The sequence below is a fragment of the Streptomyces sp. NPDC088746 genome, from assembly GCF_044751065.1.
In the GTDB taxonomy this organism is placed as follows: domain Bacteria; phylum Actinomycetota; class Actinomycetes; order Streptomycetales; family Streptomycetaceae; genus Streptomyces.
This window is the reverse complement of record NZ_JBIVLA010000008.1, coordinates 66,500-84,485: the sequence shown is the minus strand read 5'-3', so window position 1 is coordinate 84,485 and position 17,986 is coordinate 66,500. Positions and strand designations below refer to the sequence as shown.

Below are 17,986 nucleotides of genomic sequence, written 5' to 3'. Positions count from 1 at the left end.
CCGTCCTGCCGGTGGTCACGTTCCCCGAATCGGGTGATCACTGTGCGTGTGCGGGGCCGGGCAGCCGGTCGCCGCACGTATTTTGCGGATGCGTCCGGCGGGTACGAGGGTTTTCGGTACCGCGAGGGAGGGGCCGGGGCCGTCGGCCTCCACGAAGATCCTCCTCCGGTACTAGGGTGATTCTTTTGCCTACCCATTACTCTTGACGCAAGGCCGCGCGAGGTGGCCATGGAGGAGTGAAATGAGGAGCAGCAACCCGGTCTTCTCGCGACGGGGGTTCAGCCGCGACAACGGCTACGCGGGCTTCAACGCGGCGCCGCAGGCCGGGGCCCCCGCAGCGGGTGCCAACCCGTACGCGCAGGGCACCGCCGCGAACCCGTACGCCACGAACCCCTACGCCCAGCAGGACACCCAGTACGGCGCCCCGCAGGCGCCCGCGCGCTCCGGCGCGATGACGATCGACGACGTCGTCACGCGCACGGCCATGACGCTGGGCACGGTGGTGCTCACCGCCGCGCTCTCCTGGGCCCTGCTGCCGGTCGACGAGGCCAATCTCGGCAAGTCCTACGGCATCGCCATCGGCGCCGCCCTGATCGCGTTCGTCTTCGCGATCATCCAGTCCTTCAAGCGCAAGCCCGCGCCGGCGCTGATCCTCGCCTACGCGGCCTTCGAGGGTGTCTTCCTCGGAGTGATCTCCAGCACGGTCAGCACCTACATCAGCCCCGGCACGGTGATGCAGGCGGTGATGGGCACCATGTGTGTCTTCGCCGGTGTCCTCATCGCGTACAAGATGCGCTGGATCCGCGTCACCCGCCGTTTCTACGGCTTCGTGATGGCCGCGGCCGTGGGCTTCGTGCTCCTGATGATGGTCAACCTGCTCTTCAGCGTGTTCGGCGGCGGTGACGGCCTCGGCTTCCGCAGCGGTGGTCTGGGCATCCTCTTCGGAGTCATCGGCGTCATCCTCGGCGCGTGCTTCCTGGCCCTGGACTTCAAGCAGGTCGAGGACGGCATCAACTACGGCGCGCCGCGCGAGGAGTCCTGGCTGGCGGCCTTCGGCCTCACCCTGACCCTGGTGTGGATCTACCTGGAGATGCTGCGTCTGCTCTCCATCCTCAACGGGAACGACTGACCCGTAGGCACGACGACGACGGGACGGCCCGCAGGCTCATCGCCTGCGGGCCGTCCCGTTTCGTCGTCGCGGGGGAGTGCGTGGCTCACAGGAGCTTCCGCGCGGCCCGCCTCAGGTCGTACTCGTGGATGATCGCCTTGGCGTGGCCGTAGGTGAGGTCGTGTTCGCTCCGCAGCCAGCTGACCTTCTCCTCGAAGCGGAAGAGGGAGGGGCCTTCGTCGACGGTGCGGAGCCAGTCGGAGATGTCACGACCGGTGCAATGGGGGATCCGGGAGAGCAGGTTGCGATGGGTTTCTTCGGAGAAGACATGGGACATCGGCGCCTCCGACGCAGTGCGCGTTGCTGGTCCTTCCCGACACCGTGCCCGAGCATCGGCGCGTTGGCAACCATCCTGCGGGGGCGCGTAGGGTCACGGCGTGCTTGATACGACGCCCCTGATCACCGCCGTGGACCGTTTCGCCGACCGGCTGCGGAGTACCCCGCAGAGCCGGCTGCAGCGCGGTGCGGCCGCCGAGGCCCTGGCGACGGCGAGGGAGCTGTCCGTCCGGGCCCAGCGCGCCGAAGCCCCGGGCCGGAAGCCCAGGATCATGCCGGACGCCGGGATATTCGCGGTCGGAGACCAGCTCGCGGTGGCCGGGCGGGACCTGGCCGTGGCACTGGAAACGGCCCCGTCCCAGGAGCTGGACGAGGCCGTGCGGTGTGTCGAGGAGGCGGCGGCGCGGGCGTTCGCACCCGGGCCGCGCTAGAAGGAGGCGATGACGCGGTCGGCGAGGATGTAGACGTTCTCCTCGCCGCACGAGAACGTCAGCGCGTAGGCGCCGGAGACTCCCGAACCGCCCAGCAGGACCGGCTGCTCACCGGAGCGCAGCGAGTCGGCGAGCCGCTCGGCGGTCTCCCGGTGGCCCGGGGTCATACAGAGCGTGGTGCCGTCGGCGAAGACGTACACATCGAGCGTCCCGAGGGGGCCCGGCCGCACGTCGGTGAGCTCCGTACCGGTATCGGCGAGCCGTTCCAGCCTGTTCACGGTACGCTCATGGTCGGTGACGACCGGTGTCTGCACGGGGACGAAGTCCGGGTGTGACGGGTGGCGGCGACGGGCCGCGGCCAGCTCGGGGGAGTCCTCGGCGTACTCCGCGTACCCGGTGACCTCGGGCATGTCGGTGAGTTCCGCCAGTCCGGCGAGCTCGTCCAGCGCGTCGCCGGCTTCGAGGTCCATGGCCTCCAGGCCCGCGAAGTCGGTCTGGCGGGGCATGAAGAACGGGACGTCCTCGCCGAGCCCGCCCAGCAGGGACGGGGCGTCGGCGGCGTCGCGTGCTTCCTGGGCCGCCCAGAAGGCGCGGGCCTCGGCGAGCTCGCGCTCCCGCTCCTCGGCGAGCGCCTCGGCGACCGCCGCGCGTATCTCCTCGGCGGGTGTGCCGGCGCTCCGGTTCTGCTGCTCGGGCACGGACGCGTGCGTGCTGCGTCCCTCCGCCAGCTCCGTGCGCAGGGCTGTGACCTGCTTACGCAGCCCGTGAGCAGCGTGCAGAGCGGCGGCGCCGACGGCCGTGGCAGCGGCGGTGGTCAGCAACAGGGCAAACGGCATGGCGCTCACTGACATACTCCCGGTTTCAATCGACACCCCCGACTTCCTACATCAGCTTGTCCTGTACCGATGTCTGCTGTCAGTGCATTACGTCACGAATTGGACAGGTCTTTGGGCCTGGTGTTTAGCCCTGTGGCTGGTGTGACCTGCAGAAACGACTCTCCCCCGGGACGCAGATCACATCCTGGGGGAGATTCGGTCACGATCGGAGCTCGGCTCGATTCAGCGCCGCCCCTGGGCTGCGGTCACTCGGGCGACCCCTACCCTCCGCTGCGGCTCAGCTCAGCCGCTCTGTGCCTGTGGTCGCGCTGAGCTTCGCCTGTGCTGCGGGCAGGTGCCGCCCTCGTTCCTCGGGCGACCCCTACCCTCCGCTACGGCTCAGCTCAGCCGCTCTGTGCCTGTGGTCGCGCTGAGCTTCGCCTGCGCTGCGGGCAGGTGCCGCCCTCGTTCCTCGGGCGACCCCTACCCTCCGCTGCGGCTCAGCTCAGCCGCTCGATGACCATGGCCATGCCCTGGCCGCCGCCCACGCACATCGTCTCCAGGCCGAACTGCTTGTCGTGGAACTGCAGGCTGTTGATCAGCGTGCCGGTGATGCGGGCGCCGGTCATGCCGAAGGGGTGGCCGACGGCGATGGCGCCACCGTTGACGTTGACCTTGTCCAGCGGCAGGCCGAGGTCGCGGTAGGAGGGGATGACCTGGGCGGCGAACGCCTCGTTGATCTCGGCCAGGTCGATGTCGTCGACGGTCAACCCGGCGCGCTTGAGCGCCTGCTTGCTGGCCTCGACGGGTCCGTAACCCATGATCTCGGGGGACAGGCCGGAGACGCCCGTCGAGACGATGCGGGCCAGCGGGGTCAGACCCAGCTCGCGCGCCTTGGTGTCGGACATGATCACCAGTGCGGCGGCGCCGTCGTTCAGCGGGCAGCAGTTGGCGGCGGTGACGAGCCCGTCGGGGCGGAACACCGGCTTAAGGCCCTGCACGCCCTCCAGGGTGACGCCGGCGCGGGGGCCGTCGTCCTTCGAGACGACCGTGCCGTCCGGCGTGGTCACGGGGGTGATCTCGCGCTCCCAGAAGCCGTTCTTGATGGCTTCCTCGGCGAGGTTCTGCGACCGGACGCCGAACTCGTCCATGTCCTGACGGGTGACGCCCTTGATCCGGGCCAGGTTCTCGGCGGTCTGCCCCATCGCGATGTACGCGTCCGGGACGAGGCCCTCCTCGCGCGGGTCGGTCCAGCTCGTGCCCTCCTGCTCGGCGCGGGCGGCGGTGCGCACCTCGGCGTCGGCGAAGAGCGGGTTGTGCGTGTCCGGCAGGCTGTCGGAGTTCCCCTTGGCGAAGCGGGACACCATCTCGACACCGGCGGAGATGAAGACGTCGCCCTCACCGGCCTTGATGGCGTGCAGCGCCATGCGGCTGGTCTGGAGCGAGGACGAGCAGTAGCGGGTGACCGTGCAGCCGGGGAGGTGGTCCATCCCCATCTGTACGGCGATGATGCGGCCCAGGTTGTTGCCCTGCTCGCCACCGGGAAGCCCGCAGCCGAGCATCAGGTCGTCGATGTCCTTCGGGTCCAGCTCGGGGACCTTGGCCAGCGCCGTCTGGATGATGGTCGCGGTCAGGTCGTCCGCGCGCAGGTCCTTGAGGGACCCCTTGAAGGCCCGGCCGATGGGCGAGCGGGCAGCAGAGACGATCACGGCTTCGGGCATCACGCGGCTCCATGAGGGCTGGAAGGCAGGAAGGCTGGACTGCCTTGGAAGTTACCCGGACGTATAGCTGAGGTCACCCAACATGCGATGTGATGCGGACCTCTTTTCTAAGCAACCGCTCAGTTTCCCGGATTGTTCCCGCGGCGGCGGGGTGTCGCGCTCAGGCCCGCCGCCACGTCGCCCCCGACCCGTGCCCCGGCATCGGCCCGCCGTCCGTGCCCGTCCCCGTGCCGTCGTGCGGCACCGGTTCCGTATGGGCGGGCAGGCGCCGGCGCCTGCGGTGCTTGAGCAGGGCCCAGGGCGCGCGTGCCCCCGTCACCTCGGTGCCCGCCTCACGCGCGGCACGGGAGGCGGCCTTGGCGACCGGCAGCATGCCCTCGCGGCGGGAACCGTCCAGGTGGTCGGACTCCGGCCACAGGCCGAGAGCCGCGCACAGGGTCGGCAGCATCGCCATCGAAGCGGTCGCGTACCCCTCGGCCGAGGGGTGGTAGTTGTCGGGACCGAAGAGCTCCCGGGGGTTCGCCTCGAACTCCGGACCGAGCAGGTCGCCCAGCGAGACGGTCCGCCCGCCCTGTTCCACCGCGCCGATCGTCTGGGCCGCCGCCAGCTGCCGGCTCACCCGCCGGGCCAGCCACCGCAAGGGCTGGTAGACCGGCTCGATCGTGCCCAGGTCCGGGCAGGTGCCCACGACGACCTCCGCACCCGCCGTGCGCAGCCTCCGTACGGCCGTGCTGAGACAGCGCACCGACTGTGTCGCCGGCATCCGGTGGGTCACGTCGTTCGCGCCGATCATGATCGCGCAGACGTCCGGCACCCCTGACGGATCGGCCAGCACCAGGGAGACCTGCCGCTCCAGATCGTCCGACCGGGCCCCCGGCAGGGCCACGTTCCGCAGATCCACCGGCCGTTCGGCCACCGCCGCCAGCCCGGACGCCAGCAGCGCCCCCGGGGTCTGGCCGGCTCTCCGTACGCCCTGGCCGGCCGCCGTCGAGTCGCCCAGCAGGACGAAGCGCAGCGGATCGGAGGGGCCGGCGAACGCCACCCCGTACCGCCCGTCCGCACTGGGCGGGACCGGGGCCTTACCCCCGCCGACCTGCCGCTTCGCCAGCTGTACCTCGGCCAGCACCAGCCCCACCGTCGCCGCGCCGATCAGCCCTACGCTGCCGCCCCCATAGGCCGCACCCGCTGCGATCCGCCGCGCCACCCTCGCTCTCGACACAGTCCGGTCCACCTCCTCCGTGCCGTACAGCCGTACACAGCACTACCTGCCCCGTGGAGGGCGTAGCTCAATCGCTCAGCCCAATCTCCTGCCCGTACGCATACTCTTGCCTGACCATTACGGAGATCCCGGAGTACACGGTGCAATTCCACGATTCGATGATCAGTCTTGTCGGCAACACCCCGCTGGTCAGGCTGCGCAATGTGTCGGCAGGCATTCAGGCGACGGTCCTGGCCAAGGTCGAGTACTTCAATCCCGGCGGATCGGTGAAGGACCGCATCGCGCTGCGCATGATCGAGGCCGCCGAGCAGAGCGGAGAGCTGAAGCCCGGTGGCACGATCGTGGAGCCGACCAGCGGCAACACGGGCGTGGGCCTGGCCATCGTCGCCCAGCAGAAGGGCTACAAGTGCGTCTTCGTCTGCCCGGACAAGGTGTCCACGGACAAGATCAACGTGCTGCGGGCCTACGGGGCGGAGGTCGTCGTCTGCCCGACTGCCGTCGATCCCGAGCACCCGGACTCGTACTACAACGTCTCCGACCGCCTGGTCAGGGAGACGCCGGGGGCCTGGAAGCCCGACCAGTACTCCAACCCCAACAACCCGCGCTCGCACTACGAGACCACGGGCCCGGAGCTCTGGGAGCAGACGGAGGGACGGATCACCCACTTCGTCGCGGGCGTCGGCACCGGCGGCACGATCACCGGTACGGGCCGCTACCTCAAGGAGATCAGCGAGAACCGCGTGCGGATCGTCGGCGCGGACCCGGAGGGCTCCGTCTACTCCGGCGGCTCGGGGCGCCCCTACCTCGTGGAGGGCGTCGGTGAGGACTTCTGGCCGAGCGCCTACGACCGTACGGTCACGGACGAGATCGTCGCGGTCTCGGACAAGGACTCCTTCCAGATGACCCGCCGCCTCGCCAAGGAGGAGGGCCTGCTCGTCGGCGGCTCCTGCGGCATGGCGGTCGTCGCGGCCCTGGAGGTCGCGAAGCGCCTCGGCCCGGAGGACGTGGTCGTCGTCCTGCTGCCGGACAGCGGCCGTGGCTACATGAGCAAGATCTTCAACGACGAGTGGATGGCCGACTACGGCTTCCTGGAGGACGCCGGGCCGTCCGCCCGGGTCGGCGCGGTGCTCGACTTCAAGGAGGGGCCGCTCCCCTCGCTCGTCCACATGCACCCGGAGGAGACGGTCGGCGAGGCCATCGACGTCCTCAGGGAGTACGGCGTCTCCCAGATGCCGATCGTGAAGCCGGGCGCGGGACACCCGGACGTGATGGCCGCCGAGGTCATCGGTTCCGTCGTGGAGCGTGAACTCCTGGACGCGCTGTTCACCCAGCGGGCCACGCTGTCCGACTCCCTGGAGAAGCACATGTCGGCCCCGCTGCCGCAGGTCGGCTCGGGGGAGCCCGTCGAGGACCTCATGGCCGTGCTCAGCGGTGCGGACGGTGCCGACGCGGCGATCGTCCTCGTCGAGGGCAAGCCCACGGGCGTCGTGAGCAGGCAGGACCTGCTGGCTTTCCTGGCGAAGGACGCGGCGCCCAAGCCGTAGCACCGGGGTTTCCCGGGTTCGCGGAAACGGTACGAGCGCGACACGTTGACGCAGCACCGGCTTAACACGGCTCCGGCACAGTAATGGGTGTCGGCAGGGAAACCCGCCGGCACCACATACGGCGACACGGACTACGGAGCGGCTCCCGGACCTCCACCGTCGCCAGGACGCGGCACCCGGCCCTGACCCGGGACCGCGTCCCTCGCGGGGACCGCCGTCGTCCCGCCCCCCGGGCGACCGGGGGTGCGGCGGTCCCCGCGATTATCTTTTCCCCGGCGGCGCCTCGGCGGTCCCCCGGCGGCCTCTCAGCGGTCCTGCGGCGGTCCCTCAGCCGTCCCAGTCGGGCGAGGTCCGCCGCCTGCCCCGGCCCCACGGCCACGCGCGGGCGGCGTGCACGGCGTTCACGCCGAAGATCCCCAGCCACGCCACGACGAGCCCCTCGATCCCGGCGTTCGCGACGCCGATCGCGGACAGGGGGATGGCCAGCACCAGCGAGACCACCCCGAAGCCGAACCGTTCACCGAAGGTGCCGACCGGCCTGACGGGCTGCGTGGTACCCCGGGCGGCCGCCATCCGCTGCTCGGCGAGCTGCCTCCTCGTCCGCTGGTCGTACGTGCCGGCGAGCCGCTGCTCGACCTTCTCCAGGAACGAGTCGATGAGTGCGGACTCGTACTCGGGCCCCAGCTCGCCGCGGGCCTGCAAGGTGGCGTCGAGCTCTCGCCTGAGCTCAGGGTCACGGGCTTCCATGCGTTTACGGTACGAACCCGGAGCCCCCGGGTCAGTGGGGCTAGCCCCCCGGTTTCGGCGGCCCGTCACACAGGGCGGGCCGTGCCCCGTCGGCGTAGCGTTGGTGCCGCAGGACGGGAGACGGGAGGCGCGCCCATGGCCACCACGACATCCTCCGCCCGGGCCATCCCCCGGACGTCCGGGACGCGGGCCCGCCTGGTCAACGAGGCCGAGCTCCGGGCCACGCTCTCCACGTTCCGTGAGCTCTCCGACGAGGACTGGCGGCGCCCGACCGCGTGTACCGGCTGGAACGTCCGGGACATGCTGGCGCACACCGTCGGCCAGTACGAGGAGGTGCCGCGCCCCTGGGTCGCCGTGCGCCGGATCCGGCGGGCCGCCCGGGCCCATCCGCACCTCGGCCGGCTGGACGGGCACAACGAGGCCCAGATCGAGGACAGGAAGGCCGTTCCGGGCCGCGAACTGATCGGGGCCCTCGCCCACTTCGCGCCCCAGGCCCTCATCGCCCTGCGCCGCATGCCCGCACCGCTCCGCCGCAGGGTGAGACTGAGCTTCCTCTATCCGGAGGCCAAGGCGCTGCCCGACGACTCGCTGGACTATCTCGGCAACGTCCTCGTGGCCCGTGACACCTGGATGCACCGGGTGGACCTCTGCGGCGCCATCGGGGCCGAGCCGGTCCTCGACGGACACGACCGGGAGATCGTGGACCAGGTGGTGCTCGACCTGGCCCTCGCCTGGACGGGCCCCGCCGTGGAGATCGACCTGACCGGGCCCGCGGGCGGACGCCGCCTGCTGGGCATCGGAACCCCGGCGGCGACCCTCCACGCCGACGCGGTCGACTTCGCCCGGCACGTGTCCGGGCGGCCGGTGCGCGGCCGCCTGGAGCTGGAGGGCGATCCCGGTGCGCGGGCAGCGCTGACGGCGGCCCGCGTCGTGTTCTGACCCCGGGCGGTGCGCGCGGCCCGGACGCTCAGCGGGAGGTCACCTCGGCCAGGAACGCCTCGGGCGTGACCGCGTACCCCAGGGCGTTGATGACCGGGACCGGGGTGCGGTCGATCAGCACCGTCGGGGTGGACCGGACGCCGCTCGTCCCGAAGGCGGCCGACACCTGCGCCGCCCAGGGCAGGTAGGTGCGCTCACGGACCTTCTGGCGGAAGGCGTCGGTGTGCAGTGCCTCGACCTCGTCGGCCAGCCGCAGCAGGTTGTCCCGGTCGGCGAAGGCGTCCACGTCCTCGCTGGGCTGATCGGCGTACAGCGCCCGCAGGTAGTGCATGAACGGCTTCTGCCCCTCGTCCGCGGCGGCTCCCAGCGCGGCCAGCGCCTCCATGGAGCCGCTGCCGCCCGCGGAGTCGTCGATGAACGTGCCGAAATGGTGGTCCACCGCGAATGCGCCCTCGTCCGCGGCCCGCTCCATCACGGCTCCGAGGTCGAGTTCCATGCGCTTGCAGTAGGGGCAGCGCAGGTCGGCGTAGACGCTCAGCACGTGCTCGGCCCCGGCATCGCCGTAGCGGACGATGACGCCGCCCGGCCCTCTCGTATTGGCTGGGATCATGACCCCAGGGTCGGCAGCGGAGGGCGGTCCCGCAATGCGAGCGGCCGGGCCGGGACTGTATATGGACATTCAGACCGCTTGCTGGCTGAATGGATTCCTCGGTGCCGGACCGGTGCGCCGGAACTCTGGAGGGGACAGCATGAGCGGGAGCAGCCCGGCTGCGCGGTTGCAGCGGCTCTTCGAGGGGCAGCGGCTCACGCCCACGCAGCGGCGGATCGCGCACTCCATGGTGCGGCGGGCGGCCGACGCCCCGTTCCTGTCGAGCGTGGAGCTCGCCGAACTGGCCGGGGTCAGCCAGCCGTCCGTCACCCGCTTCGCCGTCGCACTCGGCTTCGACGGGTACCCCGCGCTGCGCAAGCACCTCAGGGAGGTCACCCCGGAGGGGGCGGCCGACGGGGGCGGCGTGGAGGAGAGCTTCAACGAGTACCAGCAGGCGGTGCGCGCGGAGATCGAGAACCTGCGGCAGCTGGCCGAACTGCTCGCCGATCCGGCCCCCGTGGAGCGGGCGGGGCGGCTGCTCGCCGGGTCCAGGCCGCTGCTCGTGCTCGGGCTGCGGGCCGCCTCCTCGCAGGCCCGGGGTTTCGGGTACTTCGCCGCCAAGGTGCACCCGGACGTGCGGGTGCTCGACGAGGGCGGCAGCATGCTGCACGACCGTGTCGACGCGGCGGCGCGCGCGGGCGCGAGCGCGCTGATGTGCTTCGCGCTGCCCCGGCACCCGCGCGAGGTCGTGGACGCGCTGGCGTACGCCCGGGAGCGCGGGCTGGCCGTCGTCACCGTGGCCGACTCCGCGTTCGCACCGGTCGCCGCCCACAGTGATCTGCTGATTCCGGCGGCCGTGGGGACCGGGCTGGCCTTCGACACCGCGTGCGCCCCGATGCTGCTGGGGCGGGTGCTGCTGGAGGCCATGTGCGACGGGCTGCCCGAGGCTCAGGCCCGGCTGGAGGAGTTCGACGCGCGGGCCGCCGCGCGGGGGCTGTTCGTGGAGTAGCCGGAGCCCGGGACCGCCGGCTCCGCCGATTCTCAGACGTCGCTCATCTGTGCCCACTAATCTCCGCGACCGGAAGGTCCACAGGGGACGGCGGGAGAGGGGTACGGACGTGGGGCGCGGAGCGCAGTCGTTGGCGAGGGTGGCCGTGATCGTGAGGGCCGGCGCCGCGCCGTTGTGGTGGCCGGGGCTGCTGGCGGCGGCCGTCGGGGCGTTCGTCCCGGGGCTCACCGGCCGGCGGATCGGGCTGCTGGCGGGGGCCGCGCTGTTCCTGGTGGTCCTGGCCGCCGTGGCGTTCACGCGCACCGGCCGGTACGCGGATCTCGCGAAGGGCGCCACGCGGGCCGGGCGGGGCGACTTCCTCCAGGACCGGGACGTGACCGTGCGGAACCGGCGGCGCGGCTGCCGCTGGTGGGTGGCCGGTGCGTTCCTGGTGGCGGTCGCGAGCGCGTACGTGCTGCCCGGTGCGGGCGGGCTCGTGATGGCCGGGGCCGGGGCCGGGCTCTGGCTGAAGGCCGTACGGATCGGGCAGCGGGAGCGGCGGGACGACGTCCTGTACTGGGTGCGCACCGACTGGGTGGAGCGCGGACGGCCCACGGGCAGGCGCGTGAAGGCCTACCGGACGACCGGGTCCGTGGCGGGGGACGCCGCACCCGGTGGGGCGCGGCGTCGCCGCCGGTGAGAGAGCCGGGTCAGACCTCCAGCTCCGCCTCGATCTTCCGCAGCTGGTGGCGCGCCATCGCGAGGTTGGCCCGGCCGCCGTCCAGCACGAGGTAGAGGAAGAGGCCGTTGCTGCCACGGGTCTTGAGCAGCCGGATCAGGTGGTACTGGGTGCCGAGGGTGATCAGGATGTCCTCGATCTCGTCCTTGATGCCCAGGTGCTCCATCGTCCGGAGCTTCGCCCGGACCACGTCGGTGTTGCCAGCCGCGGCGACCTCCAGGTTGAAGTCCTTGCCACCGCCGAGGGTGCCCAGGGCCATGCCGCTGGTGTAGTCGACGAGGGCGACACCGAGGGTCCCCTCGATCGACGCCATCGCATCCTTCAGTGACGCTTCGGTGTTGGCCATAGTGCTCGTTTCCTTTCCCTGGCCGGCCCGGTGGCCGGTCCGTTGCTTGGTGGTGCGCTGTCCGTCCGTGGCGCGTGCGTGACGGGCCGCGGCGGGTGTCACGTGGAATCCGGTGCGACGGTGCGGCGGGGCAGGGCCCGCGACTGCTGCGGACGTGGAGGCGGCACGGGGCGGTCGGGCCGGTCCTGGGAGGCGTCGACCAGTTCGCCGATGCGTGCCCCGGCGCGGCGGCCCTCCAGGTGGAGACGGCCGACGTTGATGCGGTCCTCGGCCAGCAGGGTGAGGACGGCGGAGGAGCCCGCCGCGTAGGTGGCGATGTAGCCGCTCTCGCCACGGATCAGGAGTTCGCGGAAGCCGCCGCGTCCGGTGGCGTCGGTCATCCGGATCGAGACGCCGAGCGCGGCGGCGGTCAGCGCGGCGACGCCCTCGGCCTCGATGCCAGGGGTGTCCTGGGCGACGACCAGGCCGTCCGCACTGGCGGCCAGCGCGCCGGTCAGGAGGGGCACCCGGGCGCGTAACCGCTGGAGCTCGTCGAGGACGTCCTGCACCTCTGCCTCGGGCACCATCAGCTGTCTCCTCCCGGCACGCTGTCTGAGCGCGCGTATCACAAGGCCTCCAATGCGTCTCTGAGCCGGCGCAACAGGGCGACGTCGGGGTCGTTCGTGACCTCGGGCAGCGTGATGCGTCCGGGCCCGGACGCCGGTGCGGAGCCCTCTGCGGCGGGGCGGACCGCTTCGACCAGTCCGGCGGCCGCGAGCCGGCGCAGGTCGACCAGGATGTGGAAGGCGGAACGGCCCAGCTCCCGGGCGATGTCCGTGGCCGTGCGCTCGCCGTTCACCAGGGCGAGGACGCGGCGCTGGCGTGGCGGGACCGGGGCGTCCACGGGATGGGCCGTGGGGGAGAGCGGTGCGCTGTCGGTGAGCGCGTCCGGCCAGATCCGGTCCAGGAGTTCCCGGCGCCGGAGCGTCTCGCGCTGCACGGCGTGCACGGGCACGGGGCGGACGGGGCCGATCCAGTGGGAGACGCCGTAGCGGAAACGGGCGGGCGTGTGTGTGGGTGCCAGGGCGAAGAACGCCGCGTCGTACAGGGCGCCCAGATGGCAGAGCTCCAGCGCGCCGCCGGGGACCTTGCCGCTGTCCACGAGGTAGCGGCCCACCCGCTGTCCGGCACCCGCCTGGGCGACCGCGTCCCACCAGCCCTCGGAGCGCAGGGCCCCGCCCGTGGTGAGCAGGACGTCGATCCCGGGGGTCGCGGGGCTCTCCGCGTGGACGACCTGGCCGTCGGCGAGGTAGAGGGTGCCGCGGTCGCGCATCAGCGCGCCGGTGGCGCGCTCCGCCTCCAGCCGCTGCAGCATCGGGGAGGGCGCGGCCTGTTCGGCTGCGCCGGGCCGGACGGCGGCGGTGGGTCTCATGCCAGGACCAGCCGCTCCGCTATCTCGCCGAGCCGCATGCGTGCCAGGGCGAGGTTGCCCTCCGCGCGGTCCAGCCAGAGGTGGAGGAAGACGCTGCTGTCGAAGGCCGTCTCGACGAAACGGAGGATGTGGTAGCCGGGGGCGGTGGTGACGATGACGTCCTCGACGGCGGGGGCGGGCGGCCCCGGTAAGCCGGCGGGCACCTCCGTCTGGGCGAAGACCGGCTGTTCGGCGGCCATCCTCGCCACCTCGGCCGTCTCGGCGGCCGTGGCCTCGTGGTCACCGTTGGGCGACTCGCCGATGGTGCCGAGCGCGAGACCGCTCGTCCAGTCGACCACCGCGGCGCCCCGGGCACCGGGCAGCCTCATGACTTCGATCAGGCACTCGTCGATCCCGGGCAACGCGGACTCCCTCCCGACGTGGCGTACGGATGTAATGGAGAGGCTACGCAACGTGTGTGCGGCTGGTGGGAGTTCTGGCATTTTCCACGGGTACATGCGGCGGGCCGTGTAAGGGACGCGCGACAGCCGGCCGGAACGGGCCCGGCCGGCCAGGATCAGGGAGGTGATCGCGCCCGGTACGGGCAGCGCCGTCGGCGTACGGAAGTGCCGGTGTCCACCCGGTCCTTGCGGTGCTGACGTCAGGCCCGCCCCGGGGAGACGGGACCTCCCTGTTGACTAGGAGTATTCAGGCGGCCAGGATGTGAATAAGAGAGTCACATTCGCGAGGAGGCATCGCCATGTCAGGACCCCGCCCCGTACGGGCACCGCGCGGTACGGAACTGAGCGCCCTGGGATGGCAGCAGGAAGCCGCCCTCCGCATGCTGCAGAACAACCTCGACCCCGAGGTCGCCGAACACCCCGACAAGCTCGTCGTCTACGGCGGCACGGGCAAGGCGGCCCGCGACTGGCGGTCCTTCGACGCCATGGTCCGTACGCTGCGGACGCTCAAGCAGGACGAGACGATGCTCGTCCAGTCCGGGCGGCCGGTCGGTGTCATGCAGACCCACGAATGGGCGCCGCGCGTCCTGATCGCAAACTCCAACCTGGTCGGCGACTGGGCCAACTGGGAGGAGTTCCGCCGTCTGGAGGCCCTCGGGCTCACCATGTACGGCCAGATGACCGCCGGGTCCTGGATCTACATCGGGACGCAGGGCATCCTCCAGGGCACCTACGAGACGTTCGCCGCGGTCGCCGCGAAGAAGTTCGGCGGCACCCTGGCCGGCACGATCACCCTCACCGCCGGTCTCGGCGGCATGGGCGGAGCCCAGCCCCTCGCGGTGACGATGAACGACGGCGTCGCGATCTGTATCGACGTCGACCCGCGCGCCATCGAGCGCCGCATCGAGCACAAGTACCTGGATGTGAGGGCCGACTCCCTGGAGCACGCGCTCCAGCTGGCGGTGGAGGCGCGCGACGCCCGTCGTCCCCTCTCCATCGGCCTGCTCGGCAACGCGGCGGAGCTCCTTCCGCGCATGCTCGCCGAGGGCGCCCCCATCGACATCGTGACCGACCAGACCTCTGCCCACGACCCGCTCGCCTACCTCCCCGTCGGCGTCGACCTCGACGACATGGCCTCGTACGCGGCGAAGGACCCGGCGGGCTTCACCACCCGCGCGCGTGACTCGATGGCCAGGCACGTCGAGGCCATGGTCGGCTTCATGGACGCCGGCGCGGAGGTCTTCGACTACGGCAACTCGATCCGGGGCGAGGCCCAGCTCGCCGGTTACGCGCGCGCGTTCGACTTCCTCGGCTTCGTGCCCGCCTACATCCGGCCGCTCTTCTGCGAGGGCAAGGGCCCCTTCCGCTGGGCCGCGCTCTCGGGCGAGGCCTCGGACATCCACAAGACGGACAAGGCGCTTCTGGACCTCTTCCCGGAGAACGAGTCGCTGCACCGCTGGATCAAGATGGCCGGGGAGCGGGTCCACTTCCAGGGCCTGCCCGCGCGCATCTGCTGGCTCGGCCAGGGCGAGCGCGACAAGGCGGGCGACATGTTCAACGACATGGTCGGCGACGGCACCCTCGCCGCCCCGCTCGCGATCGGCCGAGACCACCTGGACTGCGGTTCGGTGGCATCCCCCTACCGAGAGACGGAGGCCATGCTCGACGGCTCCGACGCGATCGCCGACTGGCCGCTCCTGAACGCCATGGTGAACGTCGCCTCCGGCGCCTCCTGGGTCTCCATCCACCACGGCGGCGGCGTCGGCATGGGGCGCTCCCTCCACGCGGGCCAGGTCTCGGTCGCCGACGGCACGAAGCTGGCCGGCGAGAAGATCCGCCGCGTCCTCACCAACGACCCGGGCATGGGCGTCATCCGGCACGTGGACGCGGGCTACGACATCGCGGAGTCGGTGGCGGACGAGCGCGGCGTGCGCATCCCGATGCGCGAGGAAGGCACCGCGTGAGCGACACCTTCCACGCCATGTGGCGCTCGCTGCGGCCCATCGGCCGCAGCGACGCCTCCGGCGGCTACCGCCGCTACGCCTGGACCGGCGCCGACGCCGAGTGCCGCCTGTGGTTCCAGGCGCAGGCCGAGGCGCGCGGCCTCGACCACGAGATCGACCGCAACGGCAACCAGTGGGCCTGGCTCGGCGACCCGCTCGCCGGGGACGCCGTCGTCACCGGGTCCCACCTCGACTCCGTGCCCGACGGGGGCGCCTTCGACGGCCCCCTCGGTGTGGTGTCCTCCTTCGCCGCACTGGACGAACTCCGCCGCAGGGGAGCGGTGTTCACCAGGCCCTTCGCCATCACCAACTTCGGTGACGAGGAGGGGGCCCGCTTCGGGCTGGCCTGCGTCGGCTCCCGGCTCGCCGCCGGACAGCTGACCGTCGAGCACGCGCACCGGCTCCGTGACGGTGACGGCGTCTCGCTCCCGCAGGCCATGGAGGCCGCGGGCCACGACCCCGACGCCATCGGGCCCGATCCCGAACGCCTCGCCCGGATCGGCGCGTTCGTCGAGCTCCATGTGGAGCAGGGGCGTGCCCTGGACCTGAGCGGGGACCCGGTCGGGATCGCCTCGGCCATCTGGCCGCACGGCCGCTGGCGGTTCGACTTCCGGGGCGAGGCCAACCACGCCGGCACGACACGCCTCGCCGACCGGCGGGACCCGATGCTCACGTACGCCGAGACCGTGCTCGCGGCCCGGCGCGAGGCCGAGCTCGCCGGAGGTCTCGCGACCTTCGGCAAGATCGCCGTCGAGCCGAACGGGGTCAACGCGATCCCCTCCCTCGTGCGGGGCTGGCTCGACTCGCGCGCCGCCGACCAGGCCACTCTCGACGCCGTCGTGAGCGGCGTCGAGCGGGCCGCGCGGGAGCACGCCGAGCGGGCCGGGATCGATCTCGACGTCGTACGCGAGTCGTTCACGCCGGTGGTGGACTTCCAGCACGCGCTCCGGGACGAGATCGGCCGGGTGCTGGAGAAGCGCGGCCCGGACGGCGGCGGGCGCGCCGTCCCCGTGCTCGGTACGGGGGCGGGACACGACGCGGGTATTTTGTCCGCTTCCGTGCCGACCGCCATGCTGTTCGTACGGAACCCCACCGGGATCTCGCACTCACCCGCCGAGCACGCCGCCGAGGACGACTGCGTGGCCGGGGTGAGGGCACTCGCCGACGTACTGGAAGGTCTCGCGTGCAGCTGACAACGCAACCGACGGGCACACCGGTCACCGCGACGTACTGGATGTCGCACGCCTGGCTCGGAACCCATGTCGAGCCGGGCGTCCTCCTGGACGTGGCCGGCGGGCGCATCGCCGGCGTCCGGACGGGCATCGACGCACCGCCGCCCGGAGCCGTCGTGCTCGACGGGCTGACCGTCCCGGGACTGGCCAACACCCACTCGCACGCCTTCCACCGCGCGCTGCGCTCCACCGTCCAGGTGGGGTCCGGCACCTTCTGGACCTGGCGCGAGCTGATGTACCGGACCGCCTCCCGCCTCACCCCCGACACCTACTACGACCTGGCCCGTGCCACGTACGCCGAGATGGCGCTGGCCGGGATCACCGCGGTGGGTGAGTTCCACTACGTGCACCACACGCCCGGAGGCACGCCCTACGACAACCCGAACGCCATGGGCGAGGCGCTCATCGCGGCCGCGGCCGAGGCCGGAATCCGCATCACCCTGCTCGACACCGCCTATCTGGCCGCCGGCTTCGGGGAGAAGCCGAGCCGGCACCAGCTGCGCTTCTCCGACACCACCGCCGACGCCTGGGCCGAGCGTGCCTCCCTCCTCAAGGGCGACGACGACCTGGTGGTGATCGGCGCCGCGATCCACTCCGTGCGCGCCGTCCCGGCCGGGCAGCTCTCCACCGTCGCGCGGTGGGCGCAGGAGCGGGCGGTCCCGCTCCATGTCCACCTCTCCGAGCAGACCGCGGAGAACGACGCCTGCCTCGCCGCCCACCGCCGCACCCCCACCCGGCTCCTCGCCGACCACGGGGTGCTCGGCCCGCACACCACCGGCATCCACAACACGCACCTCACGGCCGAGGACATCGAGCTGCTGGGCTCCTCCCGGACGGGCACCTGCATGTGCCCCACGACCGAACGCGACCTCGCCGACGGCATCGGCCCGGCCACCGCCCTCCAGGGCGCGGGCTCCCCCCTCTCGCTGGGCAGTGACAGCCACGCCGTGATCGACCTCTTCGAGGAGGCGCGGGCGATGGAGCTCAACGAACGTCTGCGCACCCATGTCCGGGGCCACTGGACGGCGGCAGCGCTGCTCAGGGCGGCTTCCGCGGAGGGCCACGCCGCGCTCGGCCGCCCGGACGCGGGCGTGCTCGAACCGGGCGCGCCCGCCGACCTCACCACCGTGGCGCTGGACTCCGTCAGGACAGCGGGGCCGGTGCCCCGGCTGGCAGCCGAAGCAGCCGTATTCGCCGCGACCGCCGCCGATGTGCGGCACACCGTGGTGGCGGGCCGGCACATCGTCCGGGACGGCCGGCACACACGGATCGACGACGTGCCCGGAGCGCTCGCCTCGGCCATCGCCGCCCTGTACGCCTGAGCGCACGGACGAGCCCCGCACCGTGAACCCCGGCCCCGAGCAGGCCCGAGCCGAAA

19 protein-coding genes are annotated in these 17,986 nt (G+C 72.0%); 9 read left to right on the top strand and 10 right to left on the bottom strand.

Translation table 11 applies throughout. The features are described 5' to 3' along the window. Positions 1-241 precede the first annotated feature (241 nt). Positions 242-1,129: a Bax inhibitor-1/YccA family protein gene (locus ACIP63_RS30010; RefSeq protein ID WP_104786490.1), complete on the top strand. Its 888-nt coding sequence runs from the start codon at positions 242-244 to the stop codon at positions 1,127-1,129. A gap of 85 nt (positions 1,130-1,214) precedes the next feature. Here the strand turns inward: ACIP63_RS30010 and ACIP63_RS30005 are convergent, their stop codons facing one another. After that, entirely contained in the window at positions 1,215-1,445 is a 231-nt protein-coding gene (locus ACIP63_RS30005) for a DUF4287 domain-containing protein (protein WP_393758952.1), read from the bottom strand. Between the two features lie 100 nt (positions 1,446-1,545). Between ACIP63_RS30005 and ACIP63_RS30000 the strand changes: the two genes are divergently transcribed. Beyond that, entirely contained in the window at positions 1,546-1,875 is a 330-nt protein-coding gene (locus ACIP63_RS30000) for a hypothetical protein (protein WP_401521797.1), read from the top strand. Here the strand turns inward: ACIP63_RS30000 and ACIP63_RS29995 are convergent. The 3 genes from ACIP63_RS29995 to ACIP63_RS29985 all read right to left on the bottom strand — a co-directional run bounded on the left by ACIP63_RS29995 (position 1,872) and on the right by ACIP63_RS29985 (position 5,615). Further along, positions 1,872-2,711, bottom strand: a complete 840-nt coding sequence (locus ACIP63_RS29995) for a hypothetical protein (RefSeq protein ID WP_401521794.1) — start codon at positions 2,709-2,711, stop codon at positions 1,872-1,874. The two genes, ACIP63_RS30000 and ACIP63_RS29995, sit on opposite strands and share 4 nt — an antisense overlap. 479 nt (positions 2,712-3,190) lie before the next feature. Further along, on the bottom strand, positions 3,191-4,411 hold the full coding sequence (locus tag ACIP63_RS29990) for an acetyl-CoA C-acetyltransferase (protein WP_401521792.1): 1,221 nt from the start codon (positions 4,409-4,411) through the stop codon (positions 3,191-3,193). A gap of 160 nt (positions 4,412-4,571) precedes the next feature. Next, the gene (locus tag ACIP63_RS29985) at positions 4,572-5,615 is read right to left on the bottom strand and encodes an SGNH/GDSL hydrolase family protein (protein WP_401522459.1); all 1,044 of its coding nucleotides are present in this window, start codon (positions 5,613-5,615) and stop codon (positions 4,572-4,574) included. A 155-nt stretch (positions 5,616-5,770) separates the two neighbouring features. On the opposite strand from ACIP63_RS29985, the gene ACIP63_RS29980 reads away from it, so the two are divergent. Further along, complete coding sequence (locus ACIP63_RS29980; RefSeq protein ID WP_401521790.1) at positions 5,771-7,174, top strand: cystathionine beta-synthase; 1,404 nt, start codon at positions 5,771-5,773, stop codon at positions 7,172-7,174. A 327-nt stretch (positions 7,175-7,501) separates the two neighbouring features. On the opposite strand, the gene ACIP63_RS29975 is transcribed toward ACIP63_RS29980, so the two are convergent. Continuing rightward, positions 7,502-7,921, bottom strand: a complete 420-nt coding sequence (locus tag ACIP63_RS29975) for a hypothetical protein (RefSeq protein WP_401521787.1) — start codon at positions 7,919-7,921, stop codon at positions 7,502-7,504. 135 nt (positions 7,922-8,056) lie between these two features. Between ACIP63_RS29975 and ACIP63_RS29970 the strand changes: the two genes are divergently transcribed. Further along, complete coding sequence (locus tag ACIP63_RS29970; protein ID WP_401521784.1) at positions 8,057-8,860, top strand: maleylpyruvate isomerase family mycothiol-dependent enzyme; 804 nt, start codon at positions 8,057-8,059, stop codon at positions 8,858-8,860. Between the two features lie 28 nt (positions 8,861-8,888). Here the strand turns inward: ACIP63_RS29970 and ACIP63_RS29965 are convergent, their stop codons facing one another. After that, a complete protein-coding gene (locus ACIP63_RS29965) occupies positions 8,889-9,470 on the bottom strand; it encodes a DsbA family protein (RefSeq protein ID WP_401521782.1) in 582 nt (193 codons plus the stop codon). Positions 9,471-9,609: 139 nt separating this feature from the next. On the opposite strand from ACIP63_RS29965, the gene ACIP63_RS29960 reads away from it, so the two are divergent. Further along, positions 9,610-10,458, top strand: coding sequence for a MurR/RpiR family transcriptional regulator (locus tag ACIP63_RS29960; RefSeq protein WP_401521779.1), 849 nt, complete (start codon positions 9,610-9,612; stop codon positions 10,456-10,458). Positions 10,459-10,597: 139 nt separating this feature from the next. After that, on the top strand, positions 10,598-11,137 hold the full coding sequence (locus tag ACIP63_RS29955; protein ID WP_401521778.1) for a hypothetical protein: 540 nt from the start codon (positions 10,598-10,600) through the stop codon (positions 11,135-11,137). 10 nt (positions 11,138-11,147) lie between these two features. Here ACIP63_RS29955 and ACIP63_RS29950 read toward each other — a convergent pair whose 3' ends face one another. The 4 genes from ACIP63_RS29950 to ACIP63_RS29935 form a co-directional block, all read right to left on the bottom strand. Beyond that, entirely contained in the window at positions 11,148-11,522 is a 375-nt protein-coding gene (locus ACIP63_RS29950) for a hypothetical protein (RefSeq protein WP_104786472.1), read from the bottom strand. 98 nt (positions 11,523-11,620) lie between these two features. Then, the gene (locus tag ACIP63_RS29945; RefSeq protein ID WP_401521776.1) at positions 11,621-12,088 is read right to left on the bottom strand and encodes a roadblock/LC7 domain-containing protein; all 468 of its coding nucleotides are present in this window, start codon (positions 12,086-12,088) and stop codon (positions 11,621-11,623) included. 38 nt (positions 12,089-12,126) lie between these two features. Further along, positions 12,127-12,933 carry a winged helix-turn-helix domain-containing protein gene (locus ACIP63_RS29940; protein ID WP_401521774.1) on the bottom strand — a complete coding sequence of 269 codons (807 nt, stop codon included), beginning with the start codon at positions 12,931-12,933 and terminating at the stop codon, positions 12,127-12,129. After that, complete coding sequence (locus tag ACIP63_RS29935; protein ID WP_401521771.1) at positions 12,930-13,334, bottom strand: hypothetical protein; 405 nt, start codon at positions 13,332-13,334, stop codon at positions 12,930-12,932. The genes ACIP63_RS29940 and ACIP63_RS29935 overlap by 4 nt, the downstream gene beginning before the upstream one ends. 338 nt (positions 13,335-13,672) lie before the next feature. Here ACIP63_RS29935 and hutU point away from each other — a divergent pair, with 338 nt between their 5' ends. The 3 genes from hutU to ACIP63_RS29920 are packed head-to-tail and all read left to right on the top strand — an operon-like array spanning position 13,673 to position 17,930. Further along, positions 13,673-15,337: a urocanate hydratase gene (gene hutU / locus ACIP63_RS29930; RefSeq protein WP_401521768.1), complete on the top strand. Its 1,665-nt coding sequence runs from the start codon at positions 13,673-13,675 to the stop codon at positions 15,335-15,337. A 17-nt stretch (positions 15,338-15,354) separates the two neighbouring features. After that, positions 15,355-16,569 (top strand): allantoate amidohydrolase, encoded by a 1,215-nt coding sequence (locus ACIP63_RS29925; RefSeq protein ID WP_401522456.1) that lies wholly within the window; start codon positions 15,355-15,357, stop codon positions 16,567-16,569. Continuing rightward, positions 16,560-17,930 (top strand): formimidoylglutamate deiminase, encoded by a 1,371-nt coding sequence (locus tag ACIP63_RS29920; RefSeq protein ID WP_401521765.1) that lies wholly within the window; start codon positions 16,560-16,562, stop codon positions 17,928-17,930. The genes ACIP63_RS29925 and ACIP63_RS29920 overlap by 10 nt, the downstream gene beginning before the upstream one ends. Positions 17,931-17,986: the final 56 nt, after the last annotated feature.